This is a genomic window from Gordonia araii NBRC 100433 (assembly GCF_000241265.1).
Classification (GTDB): domain Bacteria; phylum Actinomycetota; class Actinomycetes; order Mycobacteriales; family Mycobacteriaceae; genus Gordonia; species Gordonia araii.
This window is the reverse complement of sequence record NZ_BAEE01000087.1, coordinates 1-24299: the sequence shown is the minus strand read 5'-3', so window position 1 is coordinate 24299 and position 24299 is coordinate 1. Positions and strand designations below refer to the sequence as shown.

General features: G+C 67.2%; 20 protein-coding genes and 1 pseudogene. 12 read left to right on the top strand and 9 right to left on the bottom strand.

Annotated elements, in window-relative coordinates:
* Positions 1–401: 401 nt before the first annotated feature.
* Positions 402–1907 (bottom strand): chromosomal replication initiator protein DnaA, encoded by a 1506-nt coding sequence (dnaA, locus tag GOARA_RS17680; protein WP_007323804.1) that lies wholly within the window; start codon positions 1905–1907, stop codon positions 402–404.
* A 322-nt stretch (positions 1908–2229) separates the two neighbouring features.
* Here dnaA and rpmH point away from each other — a divergent pair, with 322 nt between their 5' ends.
* The 9 genes and pseudogenes from rpmH to GOARA_RS17640 all read left to right on the top strand — a co-directional run bounded on the left by rpmH (position 2230) and on the right by GOARA_RS17640 (position 8704).
* Entirely contained in the window at positions 2230–2373 is a 144-nt protein-coding gene (gene rpmH / locus GOARA_RS19575; RefSeq protein WP_007323803.1) for a 50S ribosomal protein L34, read from the top strand.
* Between the two features lie 47 nt (positions 2374–2420).
* On the top strand, positions 2421–2786 hold the full coding sequence (gene rnpA / locus GOARA_RS17675; RefSeq protein WP_040523900.1) for a ribonuclease P protein component: 366 nt from the start codon (positions 2421–2423) through the stop codon (positions 2784–2786).
* Positions 2787–2788: 2 nt separating this feature from the next.
* Positions 2789–2995, top strand: a pseudogene (gene yidD / locus GOARA_RS17670) (membrane protein insertion efficiency factor YidD); the annotation flags it as partial.
* Positions 2996–3027: 32 nt separating this feature from the next.
* The gene (gene yidC, locus GOARA_RS17665; RefSeq protein ID WP_007323800.1) at positions 3028–4170 is read left to right on the top strand and encodes a membrane protein insertase YidC; all 1143 of its coding nucleotides are present in this window, start codon (positions 3028–3030) and stop codon (positions 4168–4170) included.
* 44 nt (positions 4171–4214) lie between these two features.
* A complete protein-coding gene (locus GOARA_RS17660) occupies positions 4215–4838 on the top strand; it encodes a Jag family protein (RefSeq protein WP_007323799.1) in 624 nt (207 codons plus the stop codon).
* 200 nt (positions 4839–5038) lie between these two features.
* The gene (gene rsmG / locus GOARA_RS17655; RefSeq protein ID WP_007323798.1) at positions 5039–5734 is read left to right on the top strand and encodes a 16S rRNA (guanine(527)-N(7))-methyltransferase RsmG; all 696 of its coding nucleotides are present in this window, start codon (positions 5039–5041) and stop codon (positions 5732–5734) included.
* 126 nt (positions 5735–5860) lie between these two features.
* Positions 5861–6808, top strand: coding sequence for a ParA family protein (locus GOARA_RS17650; protein ID WP_007323797.1), 948 nt, complete (start codon positions 5861–5863; stop codon positions 6806–6808).
* 12 nt (positions 6809–6820) lie between these two features.
* Positions 6821–7855 carry a ParB/RepB/Spo0J family partition protein gene (locus GOARA_RS17645; protein WP_007323796.1) on the top strand — a complete coding sequence of 345 codons (1035 nt, stop codon included), beginning with the start codon at positions 6821–6823 and terminating at the stop codon, positions 7853–7855.
* Between the two features lie 129 nt (positions 7856–7984).
* A complete protein-coding gene (locus GOARA_RS17640; protein ID WP_007323795.1) occupies positions 7985–8704 on the top strand; it encodes a hypothetical protein in 720 nt (239 codons plus the stop codon).
* Here GOARA_RS17640 and GOARA_RS17635 read toward each other — a convergent pair.
* From GOARA_RS17635 to GOARA_RS17600, 8 genes are all read right to left on the bottom strand, one after another.
* Entirely contained in the window at positions 8701–9876 is a 1176-nt protein-coding gene (locus GOARA_RS17635) for an N-acetylmuramoyl-L-alanine amidase (RefSeq protein ID WP_007323794.1), read from the bottom strand. The genes GOARA_RS17640 and GOARA_RS17635 overlap by 4 nt on opposite strands.
* Positions 9877–10051: 175 nt before the next feature.
* Entirely contained in the window at positions 10052–10387 is a 336-nt protein-coding gene (gene trxA, locus GOARA_RS17630) for a thioredoxin (protein ID WP_007323793.1), read from the bottom strand.
* A gap of 24 nt (positions 10388–10411) precedes the next feature.
* Complete coding sequence (trxB, locus tag GOARA_RS17625; protein WP_007323792.1) at positions 10412–11389, bottom strand: thioredoxin-disulfide reductase; 978 nt, start codon at positions 11387–11389, stop codon at positions 10412–10414.
* Positions 11390–11477: 88 nt separating this feature from the next.
* Positions 11478–12182, bottom strand: coding sequence for an anti-sigma factor family protein (locus tag GOARA_RS17620; protein ID WP_007323791.1), 705 nt, complete (start codon positions 12180–12182; stop codon positions 11478–11480).
* A 246-nt stretch (positions 12183–12428) separates the two neighbouring features.
* Positions 12429–12989 (bottom strand): RNA polymerase sigma factor SigM, encoded by a 561-nt coding sequence (sigM, locus tag GOARA_RS17615; protein ID WP_007323790.1) that lies wholly within the window; start codon positions 12987–12989, stop codon positions 12429–12431.
* A gap of 121 nt (positions 12990–13110) precedes the next feature.
* Complete coding sequence (locus GOARA_RS17610) at positions 13111–16638, bottom strand: murein biosynthesis integral membrane protein MurJ (RefSeq protein WP_007323789.1); 3528 nt, start codon at positions 16636–16638, stop codon at positions 13111–13113.
* Positions 16639–16864: 226 nt separating this feature from the next.
* Positions 16865–19489 carry a DUF6049 family protein gene (locus tag GOARA_RS17605; RefSeq protein WP_138947766.1) on the bottom strand — a complete coding sequence of 875 codons (2625 nt, stop codon included), beginning with the start codon at positions 19487–19489 and terminating at the stop codon, positions 16865–16867.
* On the bottom strand, positions 19482–20498 hold the full coding sequence (locus tag GOARA_RS17600; protein ID WP_007323786.1) for an NUDIX hydrolase: 1017 nt from the start codon (positions 20496–20498) through the stop codon (positions 19482–19484). The genes GOARA_RS17605 and GOARA_RS17600 overlap by 8 nt, the downstream gene beginning before the upstream one ends.
* 89 nt (positions 20499–20587) lie before the next feature.
* Here GOARA_RS17600 and GOARA_RS17595 point away from each other — a divergent pair, with 89 nt between their 5' ends.
* The 3 genes from GOARA_RS17595 to GOARA_RS17585 all read left to right on the top strand — a co-directional run bounded on the left by GOARA_RS17595 (position 20588) and on the right by GOARA_RS17585 (position 24259).
* A complete protein-coding gene (locus GOARA_RS17595) occupies positions 20588–22036 on the top strand; it encodes a CCA tRNA nucleotidyltransferase (protein ID WP_007323785.1) in 1449 nt (482 codons plus the stop codon).
* A gap of 127 nt (positions 22037–22163) precedes the next feature.
* Positions 22164–23831, top strand: coding sequence for a Tox-REase-5 domain-containing protein (locus GOARA_RS17590; protein WP_007323784.1), 1668 nt, complete (start codon positions 22164–22166; stop codon positions 23829–23831).
* Between the two features lie 5 nt (positions 23832–23836).
* Positions 23837–24259 (top strand): hypothetical protein, encoded by a 423-nt coding sequence (locus tag GOARA_RS17585; protein ID WP_007323783.1) that lies wholly within the window; start codon positions 23837–23839, stop codon positions 24257–24259.
* Positions 24260–24299: the final 40 nt, after the last annotated feature.

Here is a 24299-nt window from a genome sequence, read left to right as displayed (position 1 = left end):
CCAGGCCGGTTGTGGCGGTCGGGGTTGGAAAAGATCGGCGACGACGGCGAGTCGGGCCGGCGACGGCTGGCCGGTTGTGCACACGCCGACTATTAGAGGAAATTCTCTTAGAGAGATTAGAAGTGTTAGTAGGCACGGTGGAAACTGTGGGTAACTGCTATTTCCGCAGGTAGCAATACTCTTCGTGTTGTGGACGGGATGTGGGTAAAGCTGCGGGGACCGCGTTGCGGTGTGGACCGGCGAAAAGTTGTTCAGCGGTTGTCCAACGGCTGTCCACATCACACGGTGGGTTATCCGCCGACGATCCACAGGCCGATGGCGGCCGCGGCAACCGGCGAATCGCATCGACGTGTCGATGGCTGAACTCTCGTCGTCTGGTTGAGGGTTGTCAGATTCGACGGTCAGGGCGGTCCGGGACTGCGCTTGATCCGAGCGGTGAGTTCCTGGACGTGGTCGTAGATCTCGCGCTGCTTGGTCATGTCCTTGCGGACCTTGCGCTCGGCGTGCATGACTGTCGAATGGTCGCGGTTGAATGCCTCGCCGATCTTGGGCAGGGAGAGATCGGTGAGCTCGCGGCACAGATACATGGCGATCTGTCGTGGAGTGACGATCTCCTGTTTCCGCGACGGTCCGGTGAGTTGGTCGATCGAGACACTGAAGTAGTCGGAGGTGACCGCGATGATGCGCGGCGCGCTGACCTCGAGCGCACCGGACTCGGGCAGCAGGTTGCGCAACACGATCTCGGCTTGCGAGCGGGTGAGCTCGGTATTGGTCAGCGAGGCATAGGCGGTGACGCGGATGAGAGCGCCCTCGAGCTCGCGGATGTTGCGCTCGATGTGAGAGGCGATGAGCACGAGCACGTCGTCGGGAACGTCGATCTTGTCCATCTGCGCCTTCTTGCGCAGGATCGCGACGCGAGTCTCCAAGTCCGGCGGCTGGACGTCGGTGATCAGACCTCCCTCGAAGCGGGTCCGCAGACGGTCCTCGAGCGTGGCCAGCTGATGCGGTGGGCGGTCGGAGGAGATGATGATCTGCCGGTCGGCGTTGTGCAGCGTGTTGAAGGTATGGAAGAACTCCTCCTGCGTTCCTTCGCGACCCATGAGGAATTGGATGTCGTCGACGAGCAAGATGTCGACTTCGTCGCGGTAGCGCCGCTGGAACTGGACGCGGCGGTCGTCGCGCAGCGAGTTGATGAAGTCGTTGGTGAACTCTTCGGTGGACACGTACTTCACTCGCATCTGCGGGAAGAGGCGCAGCGCGTAGTGCCCGGCCGCGTGGAGCAGGTGGGTCTTTCCCAGACCGGACTCTCCCCAGATGAAGAGCGGGTTGTACGCGCGGGCCGGTGCTTCGGCGACGGCGACCGCGGAGGCGTGGGCAAAGCGGTTCGACGCGCCGATGACGAATGTGTCGAAGGTGTATCGGGGGTGAAGGTTTCCCGACGAGGATGCGGTCGACTCGGCGCCGGGGCTGAACGAATCGGACCAGTCGCCGTTGTCGTCGCGGCCGCCGAAGTGCCGGCGCCGAGATTTCCAATCGTCGTCGGCGGGCTCGTCGGCCGGTTCCTCCTCGTCGTCGGCGGAGGATTCGCCAGCGCCGGGATCGCTTGCGACAGCATCGGTGTCGATCGGTGTGAGCGGCTGGATGCGCACGCCCAGATCGACGGATTGACCGAGCTGTCGGGACAGGGCGTTGCAAATGACGTCGCGAAGATTGCGTTCGATCTGTTCCTGGACTACTCGGTTCGGCACGGACAGCAACGCGAAACCCTCGGTGAGGGTGAGGGGTTGGACCAGCGAAAGCCAGGCTTTCTGCTGGCGAGTCAGCGGAGGGTTCACCCGGGTGTCGTCGTTGAGTTCGTCGACGATGGTCATCCACACGTCGGGAAAAGACTCACCGGTGAATGTCATCGCTCCCCCTACCTGGCCGTGCTCGGGTTTCCTAGCATGCCACGGGGAAGATCGAGTGGCCAAGTTTTCCACACAGTTATTCACAAGTGTGCACAAAGGGGTGTACGTGGACTGCGGGTCTCAGCAGGTCGGCGGTTTGATTGTGGTGGTGGAAGTCAGTACCCTCGACAGGTCATAACCGTCACGCGGATTTCCGGTCGGGCTCTGGTGGAACACCACGCCAACAGTTGACCAGACTATCCGAGAAGTCTCGGCACCGTGCGGCGAAACAGGACTTGTTACAGCCTGCGGCAGCGGGCACCTACTTGAAGGAGTCACTCCGATGGCCAAGGGCAAGCGGACTTTCCAGCCGAACAACCGTCGTCGCGCTCGCAAGCACGGCTTCCGTCTCCGTATGCGGACCCGCGCCGGCCGCTCGATCATCAGCGGTCGTCGCAGCAAGGGTCGCGCAAAGCTGAGCGCCTGAGTTCAGTTCGACCATGCATCGGAGCGGACTCCGATGCTCGTTCGACGATGAACTCCCCTCACCGGATCCATCGGCGATCCGACTTCCAGCGCACCCTTTTGCAAGGAGTGCGGATGCGTACGCGCGACCTCGACGTCCATCGACTCGAGGTCGCTTCGTCGTGGCCTGATCGTTCGCGCGCAGACGTCGCCCTGCTCGGCGGCCCGTGGCTCGGAATGGTTGTGAGCAAGAAGGTCGGCAATTCGGTGATCCGGCATCGGGTGGCCAGGAGGATCCGTGCGGCCTTCCGGCAGGCGGTGCTGCCGATCGATTCGACGGAGTCCTACTTCGTCATCCGGGCTCGCCCCTCCGCCGCGTCGCGATCGTCGGCCGAGTTCGCCGAGCAACTTCGTCGGGTGGTGAGCAAGGCATGAGCCGACTCCTCATCGCGGTGATCCGCTTCTACCAAGTCTGGATCTCGCCCACCCGGTTGCCGTCCTGCCGCTTCGAACCGACGTGCAGTACCTACGCGGTCGAAGCGCTGACCGAACACGGATTGTTTTACGGCAGTTGGCTGTCGGTGGCACGGCTGGCCAAGTGCGGCCCGTGGCACAAGCCTGGATACGACCCGGTTCCGCCGCGGCGGAACCCCAGCAGTGAGGGATTGAAAGCAAAGTGCTGAACATCATCTACTACCCGGTGTCCGGGATCATGTGGCTCTGGCATTGGGTGTTCGACAAGATCACCCCGGACTCGCCGAACTGGAACGGCTTCGCCTGGGCGCTGTCGGTCGTCTTCCTCGTCTTCACCCTGCGAGCCATCCTCTACAAGCCCTTCGTCAAGCAGATCCAGACGACGAAGAAGATGCAAGAGATCCAGCCGCAGATGCAGGCCATCCGTAAGAAGTACGGCAAGGATCAGGTCAAGATGGCCGAGGAGATGCAGAAGCTGCAGCGCGAGCACGGCTTCAATCCTCTCCTCGGGTGTCTGCCGATGTTCATGCAGATCCCCGTCTTCATCGGCCTGTTCCACGTGTTGCGCTCGTTCAACCGCACCGGCGGCCAGTTCGGCATGCGCATGGAGCCGATGAGCGTGAAGGACAACGCGGAGACGGCCAACTACTTCTTCAGTGCCGAACAGGTCCAGAACTTCCTGGAGGCCCGTTTCTTCGGTGTGCCGTTGGCGTCGTTCATCACGATGCCCGGTCCGGGCCAGCCGCAGTGGGAAGCGTTCATGATGCACGGCGCCCCGTCCTACACGCGCCTCGGCATCGTGCTCGTCGTCGTGCCGATCATGATCATCGCCTCGCTGATGACCTACCTGAACGCCCGCGCCGCGGTGAAGCGCCAGCCCGCCGCTGCGCTGGAAAGCCAGCAGACGCGGATCATGAACATGCTGTCGCAGTACGTGTTCCCGTTGGGCATCCTCGTCTCCGGGCCGTTCTTCCCGGTGGCGGTGTTGCTCTACTGGGTCAGCAACAACATCTGGACCTACGGTCAACAGCACATCGTCTTCGGTCGGATGGAGCGCGAGGAAGAAGAAGCGCGCCAAGCGAAGGAAGAGAAGAACAAGGCGAACGCCCCCAAACCCGGTGCCCGGCCGGACCGCACGAAACGTGACGAACCGACGGACGAGAGTTCTGAGGCAAGCGGTGATGAGGCAACGGACGGCGATGCGCCCGAGAGCGGATCCAAACCCAAGCAGGGCGGGTCTCCCAAGCGCGGAGGGGCGGCGCCGCGCGGCCCCGCGGCGAAGGGCAAGGCCGCCGGTTCCAAGAAGAACCGGCAAGCCGCCCAGAAACGGAAGAAGAGCCGCTGAGCTCCTCCCCCAAGACATTTCGATAGACACAGAGGAGAACCATCATGACTGCAGACGCGCAGGTTCCCGACGACGAGTTCGTCGAGCCCGAGACCACCGCCGACGATGCCGTTGCCGAGACCGCCGATGACGCGGCTCCCGATGACGCGGCTCCCGAGAGCGATACACCGGAACTCGTTGCCGAGACCGACGACATCGACGAAGAGGACCAGCTGATCGAAGAAGGTGAGATCGCCGGCGACTACCTGGAGCAGTTGCTCGACGTCCTGGACTTCGACGGCGACATCGACCTCGATGTCGACGGGGATCGGGCCGTCGTCAGCATCGACGGCGGCCGCGATCTCGCCAAGCTGGTCGGGCGACGGGGCGAGGTGCTGGACGCGCTTCAAGAGCTGACCCGCCTTGCCGTTCAGCAGGCGACGGGGGACCGCAGCCGGCTGATGCTCGACATCGCACGGTGGCGGGCGGACCGTCGCGAACGGCTGGCGGGACTGGGCACCGAGGTGGCCGAGCGAGTCCGCGAGACCGGCGAGCGCGAGGCACTGGACCCGATGACCCCGTTCGAGCGGAAGATCGTTCACGACGCCGTCGCGGCCGTCGACGGGGTGGTCAGCGAGAGCGAGGGTGCGGAGCCGAAGCGGCGAGTCGTCGTGATCAAGACTTCGTAGCGTTGCGCGGCTGTCCCGGTCGAGGGGCGGTCGCGTAAGCTAAGAGCGACATTCGAGTGAGGAAGGTCCCGGCGAAAGCCGGGGCCTTTCTCGGTTCACGGGACGTGAATCACATCGATGTAAGTCGCCATGTTTCACGTGAAACATGAGCGAAGGGCGACGATGTTTCACGTGAAACATGGCGAGACGAGAGGATAGGTGTGTCGGTACCGGAGGCAGCCACCCGCGTGTTCGGGGATCGCACACCGTTGGCCGTCGCCTATCGGGACTGGCTTGCCGATGCTGCCGTGACTCGTGGACTCATCGGGCCGCGCGAGTCCGGGCGACTCTGGGAGCGGCACATCCTCAACTGCGGGGTCATCGGTGAACTCTTCGACCGCGATGCTCGCGTGGTCGACATCGGCAGCGGCGCCGGGCTTCCCGGGATACCGGTCGCCATTGCTCGCCCCGATCTTCGTCTGGTTCTCGTCGAGCCGCTCCTGCGCCGGACGACCTTCCTCTCCGAGGTCGTCGCAGACCTCGGGCTGGAGAACGTGGAAGTGGCTCGGGGCCGGGCCGAGGAGAAGGGCATCGTCGCCGAGTACGGCGACGCCGATGCCGTCACGTCCCGGGCCGTCGCGCCACTCGATCGACTGGTCCGATGGTCGGCTCCCCTTATCGCGGCCGGGGGGCGGTTGGTGGCGATGAAGGGTTCGAGCGCGCAGGCGGAGATCGACGAGCACCGTGCCGCATGCGCCCGAGCCGGCATCGCGGAACTCTCCGTCACCACGGTTGGGGGCACAGTGCTACCGGAACCGACGACCGTGGTGGTCGGGCGCAAGGTGGCGAAGCGCGGCGACGAGCGACGACGTGCCCGCTCCTCGAACCGGCGGGACAACACGACACAGAGTCACTGACCACCCCAATGCGTGCGGATCCCGACGACGACTCGGATGCCGGACGGGCAGGGCGCCCCGCGGTTGTCCGTGTCGGGGGCACAGCGCAGAATGTAGTAACGATGAACGATCGAAGGATGGACGAACGTGCCGATTAATCAACCGAATGTTTCACGTGAAACGTCGGGCCAGGAGGAAGCATCGGCCTTCGTCGATACCCCGATCGCGGCGGCGGCGGCCCGCGCGAGCGAGATCCTCACCCCCGGTGGAACCCCGCCCCTCCCCCGGCCGTCACAGCCGCGCGTCATCACCGTCGCGAATCAGAAGGGCGGGGTGGGCAAGACGACGACAGCGGTGAATCTGGCCGCCGCGCTGGCGATCCACGGCCTGCGTGTTCTCGTCATCGATCTCGACCCCCAGGGGAACGCCAGCACCGCGCTGGGCATCGATCATCGGCAGCCGGACATCTCGTCGGTCTACGAACTGCTCCTCGGCGAAGCGACGCTGGCGTCCGCGGTCCAGCAGAGTCCGGCTCATGAGCACCTCTACTGCGTGCCGGCCACGCTGGACCTGGCCGGCGCCGAGATCGAGCTGGTGTCGCTGGTCGCCCGTGAGAACCGGTTGAAGAACGCGCTCTCGCCCGAGACGCTCGCACAGTTCGATCTCGACTACGTCTTCATCGATTGCCCGCCGTCGCTCGGTCTGTTGACCGTCAACGCGATGGTGGCGGCCCGCGAGGTTCTGATTCCCATCCAGTGCGAGTACTACGCGCTGGAAGGCGTTGGGCAGTTGTTGCGCAACATCGAGTTGGTCCAGGCGCATCTGAACCCCGATTTGCACGTCTCCACCGTGCTCCTCACGATGTACGACGGCCGGACGAAGCTCGCTGATCAGGTGGCCGAGGAGGTGCGCCGGCACTTCGCGAGCAAGGTGCTCAAGACCATCGTTCCTCGAAGTGTGAAGGTATCCGAAGCACCCGGCTTCGGGATGACGATCATCGACTACGACCCCGGTTCACGCGGGGCGATGAGCTACGTGGATGCTGCTCGGGAACTCGCGCTCGCGGGTGCATCGACCGACGGCACGGCGCGCTAGGAGGACTTGACCATGAGCCGAGACAATCAGCGCAAAGGCGGGCTGGGCCGGGGCCTCGCCGCCCTGATCCCGACCGGACCAGCCGAGGATGAAACCTCGTCGGGTAGCACCTCGATGGGAACTCAACGCATGGGCGCCGCCGCGGCGGACGTCGTCATCGGAACCGGCGTCGGTACCGCTGTCGATCCCAGCGCGACGGCAACAGGCACGGAGGCGGACGGTGTCGGCGCCGTGTACCGCGAGCTGCGCCCGGCACAGATTCAACCCAACCCACAGCAGCCGCGCACCGTCTTCGACGAAGAGGCACTGAACGAACTCGTGCACTCGATCCGCGAGTTCGGTCTTATGCAGCCGATCGTCGTGCGCCGGCTGCCGTCCCCCCAGGGACAGGTGGAGTACCAGTTGGTCATGGGCGAGCGCCGGTGGCGCGCGAGCCAGGAGGCCGGCCTTGAAACCATTCCGGCAATCGTCCGGGAGACGCCCGACGGCGACATGCTCCGGGACGCGCTGCTGGAGAATATTCACCGCGCACAGCTGAACCCCTTGGAAGAGGCGGCCGCCTACCAGCAGCTGCTCGACGAGTTCGACGTGACGCAGGAGGAGCTGGCGACGCGCATCGGGCGCTCCCGGCCGCTCATCACCAACATGATTCGGCTCCTGAAGCTACCCATCCCGGTCCAGCGCCGGGTCGCGGCGGGAGTACTGTCCGCCGGGCACGCCCGCGCCCTGCTGTCTCTCGAAGGCGGCAGCGCGGCGCAGGAGGCACTCGCGGCCCGCATCGTGGCCGAGGGCCTTTCGGTGCGCGCGACCGAGGAGGCGGTGACGCTTGCCAATCGCGGTGACGCTCTCGACCCGTCGACGCCGAGTGCGAAGCGCAAACAGATGGTGATGCCCGGGCTGCAGGACGTGGCGGAGAAGCTCTCGGATCGACTCGACACCCGCGTCACGGTCAGTCTGGGCAAGCGCAAGGGCAAGATCGTTGTGGAGTTCGGCTCGGTGGAAGATCTCGAACGGATCGTCGGGGAAATCTCGCGAAAAGCCCCGTGATTTCCGCACCCAGGGACACGAGGCAATAACGTCACTGTGACAGATCAGCCGGAGAGGGAGCGAGTTGCACCAGAAAGCCTTGTGGCACAACAACTTTCGCGATCTCTGCGACATTCAGGGTGAGTGTTGATGGGAATCCGGCTACTCGCACTCGACACCGACGGATTTGAGCGGTTACCGCGCCATGTCCGCGGGTGCGTCTTCTGGGAAGTCGATCCGAGTGCCGGCGTCCGCGTGAGCGAGTTCGACAAGGAGGCGTGGACCTCGGGTCTGCTCCTCGAGTGGGGAACCTGCGCTCAGCTCGCACAGCACGGCTCCAACGTGATGCCCGCCGGAGCCGCGGCACGGGCCGGGGGGCACACCGTCGTCGGCACCGCCTTCTACGCACCGCCGGCGCGCGTCCCGCGCGCCGCCCACTTCCCCACCTCACCGGTGAGCGCCGACGCCGTTCTGCTGATGTCGATGCACACCGTGGCCGGGTTCGAGGACGTGCGGGCGATGCTCATCGACGCCGTGGTCGCCGATCTCGTCCAGCGCGGCGTGCGTGCCGTCGAAGCGTTCGGGATCCGGAGGCCGGTGTCGGACGGCGATGACGTGTGTCTGGAGTGCATGATCGACGCGGACTTTCTCGAGAACTCCGGATTCGATCTCGTCGCCCCGCACCACCGGTTCCCGCGCTATCGATTGGTGCTCGACGAGGGTCTCGGATGGAAGTCCGCCGTCGAGGGCGCACTGGAACGGCTCGTCGTCGAGGCAGCGCTGAAGATCACGATCGAGGAGCCCCGGCGAGAGATGGTGCCGGCACTGCGTGCGTCAGGCCGGACGGATCGGATGGACCGAACCGGCTAGATCGCGCGCTCGGCGGCAAGCAGATCGGCGAACGTGTACGTCCCGGTCGGACGGTCGTTCTCGCCCAGCAGGTACACCCGTTTCACGGCGACCAGGATCGCCTCGGCGACGGTGTCCCGGTGAGCCGGATCGTCGAGCCAGGCCGCGTCGGTCGGATTGGTGATGTAGCCGATGTCCAGGAGCGCCGTCGGCATGCGCGTCTCGCGCAGGATCGACCACGTCCGAGGATGGGTGCGGCAATCGTAAAGCCCTGTGCGAGCGACGATTTCGCGCTGAATGAAGCTCGCGAGGTTGCGCCCGATCGTCGAGTAGGAGCCGTGGTTGTTGCCGAAGTAGAAGCTGGCTACACCGCTGGCCGCAGCGGTCGGGTGATGGGCGCAGCGCAAGGCGATGACCAGGTCGGCGTCGACGGCATTGGCGGTATGAGCGCGCTCCGAGTCGTCGGGGGCGGTGCCTTCGCCGTGCGAGACGAAAGTCTCCATTCCCGCGGCGCCCATCCGGCCTTCGAGACGCTGGGCGAGATCGCGCAGCACGCGCTCCTCGAGCTCGGCGGTTGCTCCGGTCGACAGCGGATGCGCTCCCCCGCTGCCCGCGTCGATCAGGACTCGCTTGCCGGAAAGCTGCGGACCGGACCTGCGAACGCGTTCCTCCTCGCGGATCGCGTGCGGTGAGCCGCCGGTGATGCGGTTGCCCAGTCGTTCCAGGGACCGCAGGGTCGCCGGACCGCAGATGCCGTCGGAGGAAAGTCCGTACTCGGCCTGGTAGCGGCAGAGCGCCAAGTGGGTCGCTTCGCCGAAGACCCCGTCGACGAGGTTGGGGTAATAGCCTAGATTCTGCAGCCGCGACTGCAACGCGGCCACGTCGTCGCCCGTCATCGGCGCGGAGAGGCGGAACAGCAGTACTCGTGCCCCGAGACGGTAGCTGGACTCCAGCAAGGCGCGATAGGTGGCGGGGCCGACGATGCCGTCCACGAGCAGCCCGCGCTGCTGCTGGAATGCGCGTACGGCGTGGTCGAGCTCCTCGTCGAACACCGCCTCGGGCGAAGCCCAGCCGTCACTGCTGGCCATGAGATCGCCGGGGCCCGAAATGTCGGCCAGAAGCTGCTGTCCGACCAGGATGGACCGGATCTCCGCGACTGCCGAGCCCTGATCACCAAGCCTGAAGGTCGGCATACGCACTCCTCACCGAAGGTGATTAAGGATCAATCACCACTCTTGCGCCGACGTCGCACACAGGTCGCATGACGACACCGGCATCGGCCCAATTGTGTCAGGTCAATCTTGGCCAACACAAATGAACGGCACAGCATTGCTCATCGGTGTCGCCGAGTTCACGGCAGCGGCCGGATCAGGACGCGCCCAGCACCGAATCCAGCTCGCGCAGGAGTGCGGCCTTGCCTTTGGCGCCGACGATGGTCTTGACCACCTCGCCGCCGGAGAACAGCTTCATCGTGGGAATCGACATGATCTCGTAGTCGCGCGCCACGCTGGGATTCGCGTCGACGTCGACCTTGGCGACGGTCAGCTTGTCGCCGTGATCCCGGGCGATCTCCTCGAGTACCGGTGCGACCATCTTGCAGGGTCCGCACCAGGTCGCCCAGAAGTCGACGAGCACGGGCTTCGTCGAGGCCAGCACATCGTTGGCGAAGGTGGCGTCGGTGACGTCGGTCGTATGGGTTCCCATGTCGGCTCCTTATCGGCGGGAAGTTCAGACGGTGGCCGCGGCCTCGGCGGCCGGGGCGGACGCGTGCTCGGCGAGCCAGCGTTCGGCGTCGATCGCGGCGGCGCAGCCACTGCCGGCAGCCGTGATGGCCTGGCGGTAGGTGCGGTCGACGAGGTCGCCGGCCGCGAAGACGCCGGAGACCGAGGTGTAGGTGCTGCGCCCGACGGTCGTGACGTAGCCCTCGTCGTCGAGCTCGACCTGGCCGGCGACGAGGTTGCTGCGCGGGTCGTGCCCGATGGCGACGAACATGCCGGTGACGGCGAGGTCGCGCGTTTCGCCGGTGCGGGTGTCGCGCAGGACCAGGCCGGTCAGCGAATCCTCGCCGACCAGGCCGTCCACCGCGGCGTTGGTGATGAACTCGATCTTGGGGTTGTTGCGGGCGCGCTCCAGCATGATCTTGGAGGCGCGGAACTCGTCGCGACGATGGATCAGGTAGACCTTGCTGGCGAACTTGGTGAGGAAGGTGGCCTCCTCCATGGCGGAGTCACCGCCGCCGACGACAGCGATGTCGTTCTCCTTGAAGAAGAAGCCGTCGCAGGTCGCACAGGAGGAGACGCCGCGGCCGAGGAGGCGCTGCTCGTCGTCGAGTCCGATGTAGCGCGCCGCGGCGCCCATCGCGAGGATGATCGCCTTGGCGCGATGTACTTCGCCCGCGACCTCGACCTCTTTGATCTCGCCGTCGACGCGGATCGCGTCCACATCCTCCATGCGCAGGTCCGCGCCGAAGCGCAGGGCCTGTTCGCGCATCTCATCCATGAGGTCGGGACCCTGGATGCCCTCGCGGAAGCCGGGGAAGTTCTCAACCTCGGTGGTCGTCATCAGGGCCCCGCCGAATTGGGTGCCCTCGAAGACGAGCGGCGCGAGCTCGGCGCGGGCCGCGTAGATCGCCGCGGTGTATCCGGCCGGGCCGGAGCCGACGATGATGACTTCGTGGATGGTGTCCGCATCGGAACTTGTGCTCACGGTCTGTCCTTCTCGGTTTCGTTCGTGGCGTCGTGGAGCTTCAACACCAGCGTAGGGTGCGATGTTCCCGGATGGCCTGTGGGCCCCGCTACTCCGCCACGACGGCGCGGGCCAAGGTGCCGGGTTTGCCCGCGTCGCAGTCGCGGGTGGTGACCAATGCGTTGAACCGTCCGGGCTGGCCGGTCGGCGTCAGAATGACTTGGGCGTCGTGGCCCCGATAGTCGAGATAGCCGGCACCGATGATGGCCGCGCCGCGCAACCGGTTGGCCGCCAAACACCGGGCGAGCCGGTTGGGGTCGATCGGTTCGGCCTGGGGCGCCCGGGCGGCGGCGAGCAGGGGTGCGACGTCGGTGTTGGTGACCACCTGACCGCCCGGCGGAGCGGTGAGGCGTCCGGGGGTCATGACGGCCGCGACGGCCACACCGCCGAGCAGGACGCCGACGACCGCCGCGGCGACCAGCCACGCCGTCGAGAAACGCGAGCCCGAACGCGACGGCGTGACGTCGTCGGCGGGCGGCTCGGTCGGCGAGCCCGCCAGCCGCGCGAGGGTGGCCTCAGATGCCGCCCGCAGCTCCGGCGGAACGGCGACCGCGGGGGCCGGTGTGCCGCGCAGCGCCTCGACCGTCGCCGTCAGGGAGTCGAGCGTCTCCTGGGCGTCGGGGTCTTCGGGAAGGCGGGCCCGGACATGGTCGGCCGTCTTCTCGTCGAGGAGACCCGCGTGCAGGTCGGCGATCAGCTCGGGTGCGAAAGGCGGCTCGGGCAGGGCTTGGGACACTTCACTCTCGTCTGACATCGTCGGCAGCTTTCGCGGTGGGGACAGTTCGTACTTTACGACGCACGGCACGCCCGCGTGGCGGCCTTTGACGACCGGTAATCTAGTGTCCCGTTTCAAAGATTCCTGTCGCGCTTGCCGCGGTCCGATGCACGCCTGGCTGCGTTGTCGTCGGTGCCGATAGCTACCGCTATCGGCACCTCCTCCGCCTTGCCAGATCGCACATCGTCCTCACGGCAACCATCGACGAATTTCTGAAACGGGACACTAGACGGCGGCGCGCAGGCTGCGCAGCATCACCGAGAGTCGCAGGCGTCCCCGGGCGCAGCGGCTCTTGATCGTCCCCGTCGCCACACCGAGCAGTTCGGCGGTTTCGGCGACCGAGTAGCCCTCGACGTCGACGAGCAGGATCGCCCTGCGCTGATCCTCGGGCAGCAGGCGCATCGCGCGGTTGATGGAGATGGCGAGGTCGACATCGCGGGTGCGGTCGCACGGATCGGCCAGCTGGGCGTCGAACTCCGGGACGAGTTTGGCCCCGCGCACGCGCGACCGGCGCATCCGGTCCAGGCAGGCGTTGACGACGATCCGGTGCAGCCAGCTGGAGACTTGGGAGTCGGCGCGGAACTGGGCGGCCATCTCGTGCGCCTTCGTCCACGCATCCTGCAATGCGTCGGGGACTTCTTGCGGATCATTCATGGTGCGATAGGCGACCGCCGCCATGCGGTCATGATGACGCCGGACAAGCAAGGTGAAGGCGCGGCGATGGCCGTTGACGTGCGCTTCCAGCAATTGCGCATCACTGAAATGTTCCAGTTCCCCCCGGTTCATAGGCACGACAATAAGCAGTGGTGGCGTATTCGGGAACGATTCCGCACGGTTCCCGGAATCCTGGGGATAAGTCGAAGAAACGATTAACAATCCCAAAGCACAATGCGATGTGTGGCGATTCTCAGCTCTTCATCGTGACTTGTTTGACGGTGGCCTCGTACTGGCCGTAATTCTGCTGCGACGGCGCCAGCGAGGTGATCCACAGCAGGATGAACGGTGCCGCCTGCGGTTCGCGGATGGCGATGGTCGTCTCCGTTGAATTCACCGTCGCCTCAGCGACTTTCGTGGTCGCCTCGAGGTTCGACGCACCGGCCGGGGCGGTGCGCAACTCGACTTTGAAGCCGGGGTTGGGTGTGGCGACGGTGACCGAACGGACGGTGCGAGTGCCGCCGAGATTGAACATGAGGCCGACGCCGGGCTTGAGACCGCCGAAGTCGGCCGACTGCTGGTAATGATCGGTGTGCCAGGATGGCGAGGCGCCGCTGATGACGTGTTCGACATTCGTCGACGGATCGGCCGGCTGGTCGGAGAAGTCGACGACGCTGACCGTCTGGAGCGGGATCGCCGCCCCCGGCTGGTCATGCGCGACCGACGAGGTCGAGGTCAGAATGGCATCGATGTTCGCGGCGGGCGAGTCACCGCCGAAGATCTTGGCCAGGACGATGATCAGGGCGATGATGACTAGCAGAGCCGCGGCGCCGAGCCCGACCAGCAACGTCATATTGCGTTCCGGCGTCGCGGGCGTTCCCGCGGCATCGGCGTTCGCCGCGGCACCCGGGGGCGGGGCGATCGGCTTACCGTCGGAGTCGACCGGCGGCATCATGTCGGTGGGCAGGTCGAGGACGGTCGCCTGGTCGAGAACGTGCTGGACGGTGGCGGCAGTTCGGATGCCCTGGTTGCCGGCGAGAGCGCGCGCGGCGACCGCGGAGATCTCGAACGGAACCTGGGGACGTGCCCGCCGCGGCTCGATCGGTCCGGTTCCCTGGTCGTCGGGCAACGCCGGATGCATTCCGCCGACCCGGTCCGAGGTCTCCTTCTCGGTGGTCGTGGCGGCGGCGTCGGCGGTCAGCGGCCACCGGTCGAGCAGCAGGGCGTAGAGCACGGCGCCGAGACCGCGCACGTCGGAGGTCTTGTCGTCGCCGGCCAGCGTGCCAGGGAAGGCGAGGACCGCGTCGCCTTCGGTGGAGATCCGGATGCGGTCGGGGCTGTCGATCGACAGGGCGCCACCGGTGCGGTGGGCGGCTTCGGCAGCCGCGGCCAGTGCGCGGACGGCCCTGGCGGCGCCGATCGGCGACGGGCGGGTGGCCGCGACGTCGGCCAGCGACGAACCGGGCACCCATTCCGCCACGACGATGCCGCCCGACGATCCGCGGATGACGTCGAGGACGCGGGCGGCGCCGGCGGAGTTCAGATTCCCGATGCGCAGCGTGCGCGAGAGAACGGCCTGCGGCCCCTGGCCGTGTGCGCTCGGTGTCTCGCCGGCCTTGGGCGGCTCGGCCAGCTGCTCGGCGTCGACGAAGGTGAGCGCGACGTCGCGGTCGAGGTTGATGTCGCGGGCGTGCCAGAAGTGCAGTCCGCGCGACTCGCCGCAGTGGGCGATGAGCCGGTACCGACCGCCGGCGACGGCGGCCCCGGGCACCAGGCGGGGTCCGCGGAGCCGCTGACCGGGCGGTGCGGCGTCCGCGTTCGCGTCGGTGCCGGTCGAGGTTGGCTCCTCGGCCGGTGCCTCCGTCGAGGAGGAGTCCTCGATGGAGCCTGACGCGGCGTCCTTGCCGGTGCCGTCGCTCATTATCGGCATTCCTCTCCTGCGGTAACGCATATCCGGTCGGGCGCGACCGTCGGCGCCGCGCGGCTGATAGGGGAAGCTGCCGGTGCCGACTGCACCGCCGCTGTGGACTGTGAAGGACTGCCACGTCGCGGTTCCCCGATCGAAGCGCCGCACGACCTCGACCTGACCAGAGTAGGGTAGCGATTCCTCGGCGCCAATCCGTGGAAACTGAACTGTCAAGGCCGTTTCGTCCGCAGTGGGTGAGTCCGTCGAGGACGGTGCCAGTGCGGGGACGAAGCGTCCGAGGGCGCGACGGACCATCGTGGTGATGGCGACGACGTCGGGCACCTTGGCCGCGGCCATGACGGCGTAGGCGAGACCGAGCGCGAAGACGGCGGTCAAGCCGACGTACAGCACCGGCCCCACCTTCCCCCAGGACGACGCCAGACGGTCGATCGGGGTGAACCGGGCCAGCGCCCAGGTCAGGCCGACGGCGGCGAGCGAGGCGACCAGCGTGATGACGGTGGTGCGGGCGACCGCCGGCATGCGCTCGTTGCCCAGGTGGGAGCGGAGCAGGTAGTGCCCGACGATGGCGCCGACGAGGTAGCCGAGCCCGTTCGACAGTGCCAGCCAGCGGATGATCATGTCGGGGTCGTCGAACAGGACCGGGCCCAGGAAGGAGGAGCCCACCTTGACGGCGGTGATCCCGATGACCATGGCCGTCGGGGTCCACGCGTCTTCGCGGGCGTAGAAGACGCGGAGCTGGACGAGGGTCATCGCGTAGGGAATGAGGGTGAAGGCGCCCCACGCCAGTACCGATCCGAGCTGGCTGGCGTCGCCTTCGCCGAAGTTGCCGAAGTTGAAGATGGCCAGGCCGATCTCGGTGCCGAAGAAGCTCATATAGGCGACGATGGGCAGTAGCGAGACCATGGTGAGCCTGGTCGCCAGCGACAGGTCGGCGAGCACGGCACGTGTGTCGTCGGCGGCGGCGTTGCGTGACAACCGGGGCATCAGCGCGGTCAGAATCGTGACGCCCAGAACGCCGTAGGGCAGCTGCAGGAGCTGCCAGTGCGTCGCGTAGGCGATGATTCCGGACTCGGCGTAGGTGGCCGCGATGCGGTAGGTGATGACGAGTCCGACCTGCAGGACGAGCACGTAGACGACGATCGCGGCGGCCATGTTGCCGAAGCTGCGCAGCCGGGCGTCCAGCCCCCACTTCCAGCGGAGCTGAACACCGGCGCGGCGCAGGTACGGCAACAGGATGGCGGCCTGGACGACCACACCGAGGGTCGTGCCGATGCCGAGCACCAGGAGCTGAGGGTTGGTCATCTTGACCGGGTTGATCGTCAGTTCGCCCGGCATCACGTAGAACAGTGCGAGGGTGGCGATCTGCACGACGTTGTTCAGCACCGGCGCCCACGCGCCCGGCCGGAACACGTTCTTGACGTTGAGGATCGCCATGAACAGCGCGGACAGCCCGTAGAACAGGATCTCCGGCAGCAGCAGGTAGGCCAGCGCGGTGGTCAGCGGGCGGTTGACCTCGCCGCCGGACCCGACGTTCATCAGCGTCAGCAGCGGCGCGGCGATCAGCGCGATGACGGTGGCCGTGCCGAGGAGCACGACGGTCAGGGTGTAGAGGCGATTGATGAATCCCTGACCGCCGTCGGGGTCCTCGGATTCCGCGCGGACGAGGACGGGGATGACGATGGCGGTGAGTACCGCGCCGAGGACGACCTCGGCGATCATGTTCGGCAGCACGTAGGCGGCCTGGAAGGCCGACGCGATCGCGCCGCCGAGGACGGCCACCAGCAGGACCGTGCGGATGAATCCGGTGATGCGGCTGATCAGCGTCGCGAGCGCGATCGACCCTCCGGTGCGCATCACGGAGGCGTCGGAGGTCTTCGACGCTGCCTGTGCGGCTCGTGCCGGTGGCTGGGGATTGGGCGGGAGCCGACGGGGAGCCGGCCGGGGCGGCGGCGGGATTCGCCGCGACGGCGCCCGGCCCGGCATGGGCTGCGCGGCCGGGTGATCGGGGTCGGCGAGCGGTCCGGACAGCGGCCGGAACCCACCGGGGGGAGCGTCGAATTCCGGCTCAGCGTCGTCGCGGTCAGTCATCGGTGCTTTCCGAGTCTGCCGGGTGCCGGTGGGCTTCGCCCGGTGGGTTGGCGGCCTCGGTGGGCGCGGTGGAGTGGGCGGCCTCATTGTGTCGCCAGGTGTAGTCCCGTCCGGCGAGGAAGCGGTCCTGCGCGCTGGCCTCCGGCCGATCGGCGTCGGCCGGATCCGGTTCGCCGCGGAAGCGGTGCCAGAGGCGCCGCGCGACGAGCAGGATGAGGATCGCGGCCGCGACGAGGGTGACGACGAACAAGGGCTTGCCGTAGGCGTTCGAGTTCACCGACAGTTTGATCGGCTCGCCACCGAGGAGCACCCCCGACGAGGAGACGAGCGTGAACGTCACCGACGTCGCTTCCGACGTTTCGGAACGGGCCGGGAACTGAACCTGGCGCGTGCCGCGGGCGGGGATCTCGATGACGCCGACGTCGCCGATGTCGAAGTCGAGCGGCGCCGCGGTCTCGATCCGCACCCTGATCGGCAGGGCGAGTTCGTTGCGGGTCACCAGCAGCAGCGGGCTGCGTTCGGAAACCTGCGTGTACTTCCCGCCGGGGTCGAGGATGGACACCGAGTCGCGCATCAGCTGGAGAGTGTCGGCGACCGCGGTGACGCGCTCGCCGCGGGTCCCGCGCATCGCGGTAGCGGTCCCGGGGGTCGCCGCGGTGGGACTGGGGATCGCCCGCAGCAGGTCGTACCGCAGCGGCGCCATGTAGCGCTGCGGGGTCGAGGCGGCTGAAGGCGTGTTGACCAGGGCGCCCTGCAGTTGCCAGGTCAGGTTCGCCGACGAGTCGATCGAGGTGGCGGCCTGTGTCGACGGCAGCCACCAGGGACCGCCGGCCAGCGCCGATCCCGGCGGTGCGACCAGCCGGGCGGGGGCGCTGGCGCGTGCGACGGCACCGGTGAGGTCGGCGAGCGGGGTGGCCGTCGCGGCTCCGGCCCGGAGCAGCAGGCCGGCGGTGGCCACCAGATCGGCCGCATCCTCGGGGGTGATGGACCACAGGCTCGGGGGCGAGATCAGCGAGCTGCGACCGCTGACCGGCAGGGGGTCACCCGGTCGGGCCGGGAACCGGGGATCGGGCACGGCGATCGACGGGAACGCCAGCGCCGCCAGCGCGGCCTGGCGCCTGCTGACGGTGGATTCGCCGGTCAGATCGACTCGGCCGGATTCGCCCTGCAGGACCGGGGTGCGGGGGCTGCTGCCCGCGGCTCCGAGGGCGGCGCTGATGGCCTGGTCGAAGGTGGCCACCCGCACGCCGTCGGCCAGATACTGCCCGGCCGGGTTGCTCCGCGCGCGTGGCGCGATGCTGTCGGCCGACGTCAGGGCGGACGGGACCTCGGCCTTGGCGAGCTCGGCGGCACCGTCGTCGGTGATGGCGCCGATCGCCGGGATGGCCATGCCGCGCACGCTCTTGACACCGAGAATGCTGTCGACGAGGTCGGCCGGCTCGCTCACCGCGAGGCGGGTCAGTTCCGTGTTGGCTACGCGGTGCAGGGCGTCGAGGTCGGCCCCGGCGTAGGGCAGGGCGACGACGCATTGCCGCGCGGCGATGGCGGTCAGCTCCGCCAGCCAACCCTTGGCATCGGCCTCGCCGGTGCCCGGTTGCGCTCCGCCGGCCGGATCGTCGGGGTCGGCGAGCACGCCATAGCCCCGGGTCATCGCGGAGACCGTGACGAGGAGGTCGGGGTCGATCGCCAGGCAGAGACCGTTGCGCACGGCGGCGCGCGGATCGTCGTCGGCCGCGCCGATGACCGGGCGCAGACCCGCCAGCAGGTTGCGAAGCCGACCGCCAGGAGCCAGCGATCGCGCGAGATCCTCGTTCACCAGCACGATCCGGTCGGTCGCTCCGGCACCGACCCGGCCGGGCACGACCTGCGAGGGCGCGGCGAGCGGCCACAGCATGGTGAATCGTGCCGGCGAGCGGGTGTTGGCGGCGATGGAACCGTCGGGGCCGAGACCGCTGTGGGCCGGGGCCGTCGGGTCCTGGGCGAACTCGCGGGCGCGCTCCCGATTGGGCGGCAGGGAGAGCACCGGGAGCAGCGTGCGTGAGTCGGCGACCCGCGCCTGCGCACCGTAGTCGGGGGTGGCGTTGAGGTTCACCAGGATCGGGTAGACGCCGGGGTCGGTGATTCGCAGGCCGTTCGCGCCGCTCAGCGGCAGGCTCAGGGAGAAGCCCGTGCCGGCGCCCGGCGCCAGCTCGTCGGCGATCTTGGTGAACGGGCCGTTGATCTCGAAGGTCGCCGGGTCGTCGGCCAGTTCTCGGCGCAGGTCGACCGCGCGTCGCGCCGGCTGACCGCGCTGCAGCCGGATGTGCAGGGAGCGCAGGATGCGGTCGCCGGTGTTGTGCACAGTGCCGGCTACCACGACGTTCGGCCCGGTCGCGGTGGTGACCACCGTCGGCTTCACCCCGTTGATCGAGATCTTCGCGAACCGACTGCCGCTTTCCGACGTGGGGAGATCCGACCCGGTGGAGGTGTCCGGCGTCGCGGACCGGCCGGGCGCGGTGCGGTCGGGTGCTGCGTCGGCGCCGGGGATCCCGAGTGCTGGACTGGCGACGAGCCCCAGCAGGAGGAGAAGTGCCGCCAGCGGCCGGGCCCTGCCCTGGCGGCACGGCACGCTAGTCACCCGGCGGCGTCGGCCGACGACCACCGCGGCGCCTGCGCCGGCGCGCGGACGGTGGCGGCGTGGGGTCCTTCCGACGCTGGTTGCGTGCGGCTGCGGCTTTCTCATAGTCGTTGGGCTCAGTCCGGATGTTCTCGGCTTCGCTTTGCGCCAAGCGGCCCGGATCGGCGGTCAACTCGGCGATGACCCCCTCGGCCATCCGGGCCAATCGTCGCTCGTCAGAGTACGTGAGCCGTTTGGGGAGTTCGACCAGCGGCACCCAGGCGACCTCGGCGACCTCGTAGTCGGCGTCGGACAGTTCGCCACCGGTGCTGCGCAGGAGATAGTGGTGCACGGTTTTGTGGATGCGCCGGCCCTCGCTGACGAACCAGTAGTCGATCTTGCCCAGCGGTGCGACGACCGAACCGTGGATACCGGTCTCCTCGGCCACCTCCCGGATCGCGGTCTGCTCCGCGGTTTCCCCGGTTTCGATGTGTCCCTTCGGCAGCGACCACATCATCCGGCCGCGCCGGTCGACCCGACCGATCAGTGCTGCCGACAGCTCGTCGAACGGCCGGGACAGGTCGGAGATGACGAGTCCGCCCGCCGAGGTCTCCCGCACGGTGCGCAGGCGCGGTCCGCCGCGACCGCGGTTGCGGGCACGGTCCTTGCGCTGCCCGGAGGTGGCCGCTTTGGCGCGCTTGGCCGCCGCGGTGACCAGGTCGGAGGGCTTCGGCGGATGACGCTCACCGTCGCGCGTAGGGGTCGTCGCCCCGGTTCGGTCGGATTCGGAGACCAGGCGCGGACCCGGTTTGGGTCCGGGTTTCGGACGGGCGGCGGTGCCGTCGGCAGGATCGTGCGGGCGCTCGGGCGCGTTGTCCGCGGCCCCGGAACCGGCGCTCTGTGCCTGTCCCCCACCGCCGCCGCGGCCCCGTCGTCGACGGCCGCGACGTCGCCTTCCGGGGTGTTGCGACGTGCCTTCGCCCGCACCCGCGTCGTCGCGGGGGGTCGGAGAGGGCTGGGCAGCGGACACGCTTCGATGCTAGCCGCCCTTAACCTCAAGTTTCCCGTGGACGCCGCGGTTGCGCGGACGTGTCCGCGGAGACGATAGGCTTTGACCCCGTGACCGAGTCCGATTTGCGGCGTGCGCGACTGTTGGCCGCGGCGGCGGTGTCGCTGCGCGACCTCGGCGACGTGCTCAACCCGCTCGGCGAACTCTTCGCCGACGCGGGGCACGAGCTGTTCCTCGTCGGCGGTTCGGTGCGCGACGCGGTGCTCAACCGGCTCGGCAACGACCTCGACTTCACCACCGACGCGCGGCCGGACGCCGTGGTGGCGATCCTGGAGGACTGGGCGGACACGGTCTGGGACACCGGCATCGCCTATGGCACGGTGAGCGCTCGCAAGGGCGATCATCTCGTCGAGATCACCACCTACCGCAGCGACGTCTATGACAAGGTGAGCCGCAACCCGGACGTCACCTTCGGTGACAGCCTCGACGGCGACCTGGTGCGCCGCGACTTCACCATCAACGCGATGGCCGTCGCGATCACCGGTGCCGGCGCCACCGATTTCCACGACCCGCTCGACGGGATGTCGGCGTTGCTGGCCGGCGTCATCGACACCCCCGCCGAGCCGGAGCAGTCGTTCGGCGACGATCCGTTGCGGATGCTGCGGGCGGTCCGTTTCGTCGCCCAGCTCGGGTTCACCGTGGCGCCCCGCACCTTCGACGCGATCCGGGCGATGGCGCCCGAGATCAACCGGATCACCGCCGAACGGATTCGCGTCGAGCTGGACAAGATGATCTGCGGGGAGCACGCCCTGGAGGCGATCGATCTGCTGGTGGAGACCGGGCTCGCCGAGGAGATCATCCCGGAGATCCCCGGCATGAAGCTGACCATCGACGAGCACCACCAGCACAAGGATGTCTACGCGCACTCGCTGACGGTGCTACAGCAGGCGATCGACCTGGAGACGGGGGACCCCGATCCGGTGCTGCGCTGGGCGGCCCTGCTGCACGACATCGGCAAGCCCGCGACGCGGCGCCACGAGCCCGGCGGCGGCGTCAGCTTCCATCACCACGAGGTCGTCGGCGCGAAGATGACCCGCAAGCGGCTGCGCGCGCTGAAGTATCCGAAGGCGATGGTCGACGACATTTCGCAGCTGGTGTTCCTGCACCTCCGATTCCACGGCTACGGCGACGGCAAATGGACCGACTCGGCGGTGCGGCGCTACGTCAACGACGCCGGTCCTTTGCTGGAGCGGCTGCACAAACTGGTCCGCGCGGACTGCACGACGCGTAACAAGCGCCGGGCCAAGCGGCTGCAGGAGAATTACGACGACCTCGAGCGGCGGATCGCCGAGATCGCGGCGGCGGAGGATCTGCAGCGCGTCCGGCCCGACCTGGACGGTAACGCGATCATGGAGCTCCTCGGCATCCCGCCCGGACCGCTGGTCGGGCAGGCGTGGAAGCACCTGAAAGAGGTGCGGCTGGACCGCGGGCCCCTCGATCGCGACGAGGCGGAGGCGGAACTGCGGCGTTGGTGGGCCGAGCGTGACGGACCGCGCTGATAGTCTGCGCGGCGTGACCGCCGCACCGAATCAGCCTGGACCGCAACGCCCGTTGTCGTCGGGTCGGGTGTCGCCTGGGTCGTATCCGGCTCCGGCGTTGCGGGAAAGGCGTGGTGGGGGTCGTCGTGTGGTGCTGGCGCTCGCGGTGGCGCTGGTCGTCCTCTGCGGGTTGGTCGTGGTGGTGGGTCTGGTTCCGCGGACGGTGACTGGTGCGGCGGTACCGTCGGCGGCGGAGATGGCGCGGATGAAGTTGGCGGCCGCACAGGTTGGGTTGGTGCAGACCCCGGGGGTGCGGTTCACCGGCCGGATCGTCACGCCCGGCGGTACTGATGTCGATGTTGATGTAGTCGCGGGCAACACCGGCGAGTTGGCCGGAACGGTGCTGATCGGTGGTCACGAGTTCGAACTCCTCACCGCCGCTGGCCGTACTTTCTTGACCGGTGATGTCGCTGGGTGGCAGCAGCTGAACCCGCCGCAGTCACCGGTGAAGCTGGCGGGCCGGCCGGTGGAAATGCCGAAAAACTTCTTCGGTGTCGACTTTGCGGTGTTGGCGCCGGGCCAGTTGGGCCGGTTCTTGGATCCGGCGTTGCTCGACGGCAAGAATGTGACGGTCGGTGACCCGGTCGTGGTGAACGGGCGGCTCGCCACACCGATCACCAGCGGACGTGTCACCACGTTTGTGTCCGATCCGCGGTCGGTGAACGTTTCACCACCGCCGATCACCACCACCCCGACCGCCCTCGGCGCCAGCGGTCCGGTGTTTCAACTGGTCGATGCTGGCGGTGCGGGAGCGCCGTTACCGTTGCCGGAGCCGCCGACGATCGAGCGGATCCGCATCGATTCGTTGACCGGTGGCGGTCAGAAGGGCGACAAGTGGGCTGGCGCCGATATCAACACTGACATGATGAACGCGGCCCAGACCGAACGGTTCTACCGCGACTATGCGGGCAAGATCAGCGAGTTGCGGCGCGCCACAGACCCGCGGATGCAGGTGTCGGGGACCGCGACGGGGCGTTTCAGCCCGTCGCCGTGCGGGGCGACGGCCTGCACCGTGACGTTTGGGATTGGTAATCGGATCACCGCCGACCCTGAGGTGACGCCGCATTCGGTCTATGCGAACTACCGGATCACGATCAGTGTCAACGGTGCGGTGGTCAACACTTGTAGCGGTAGTACTGCGATGCCGCCGAACGGTTCGACCCAGATCACCTGCCCGGCCGTCTACCCACCCGCCCGTGGTGGCGGCACCATCCGAGCGCAGATCCACGTCGAGGCGACCGCGTTCGGTAAAGCCGAGATCGACCAACTCCACGAAGTCGTCAAAGATCACGCCGCCGCGATCAGAGGCCTGCCACCCACCGAACGACCCGGCAACGGACGGTTCGTGGTGAAGAAGGACCGGAACATGGGCGGTAAGGGTGCCCGTGTCAATGCCGAACACCAGTCCCAGGTTTCTGGCCTGCCCGTCGCTGTCGAGTACGAGGTTGAGTACATCGATGAGAACGGCAAAATCCAGAAGGTCGCCTACGACGGCATCGACTACCACAACAAATTCATGGAAGAAGCCAAAGGACAGTACGACAGCTCCATCAACAAGGACGGACAGTTTAAGCCTTGGATCGCGGAACAGTTGATACCGGAAATAAGACGCCAACTTCGCGCTCTCCCTGATGGGTATCGGCTCCGTATCTCGTTTCTTGAGCGGAGGTCGATGGAGCTGGCAATAAAGTTGTACAAAGAGGAGGGTATCGATTTATCTCGTGTAGTTATTCGCCATCTTCCTAAGGAGGGATAGCCGCCGTGGGCTACTTCTTACATCGCCCTGATGGGTACGACCGGTTCGATCTTGATCGAACACTAACGATCATGGAACGGAATGGAGCACGGCGTGTCGCGCGCGACGTATTCGACCCAACCTTCGAATCGACGGTCTCGGCTGTAACAGTCATGGAACTGGCAGAGTCATCATTTGACGTCGTTGAGTCGGCACGTTCGATAATGATTCACAATTCGGAAGCACTATCGGATTCGGTCGCGCAGTTGATATTTGAACTCATGGTCGATCAACGCCTTGTTTTCCATCCAGAGCTTACCGAAAGCGTCCTAGTACCCAGTGAAGATGCTGTTCCCGACGACCCTTACTTCACTGATTCCAAGGTAGTTCACTCCTGGCAAGAGCTCAAGCAGATTGCGAACTACGAGGACGAAGAAGGCTTCTTCTGATCCGATAGACATGTTCCAGATCGTGGACCCAAGGTTTGCT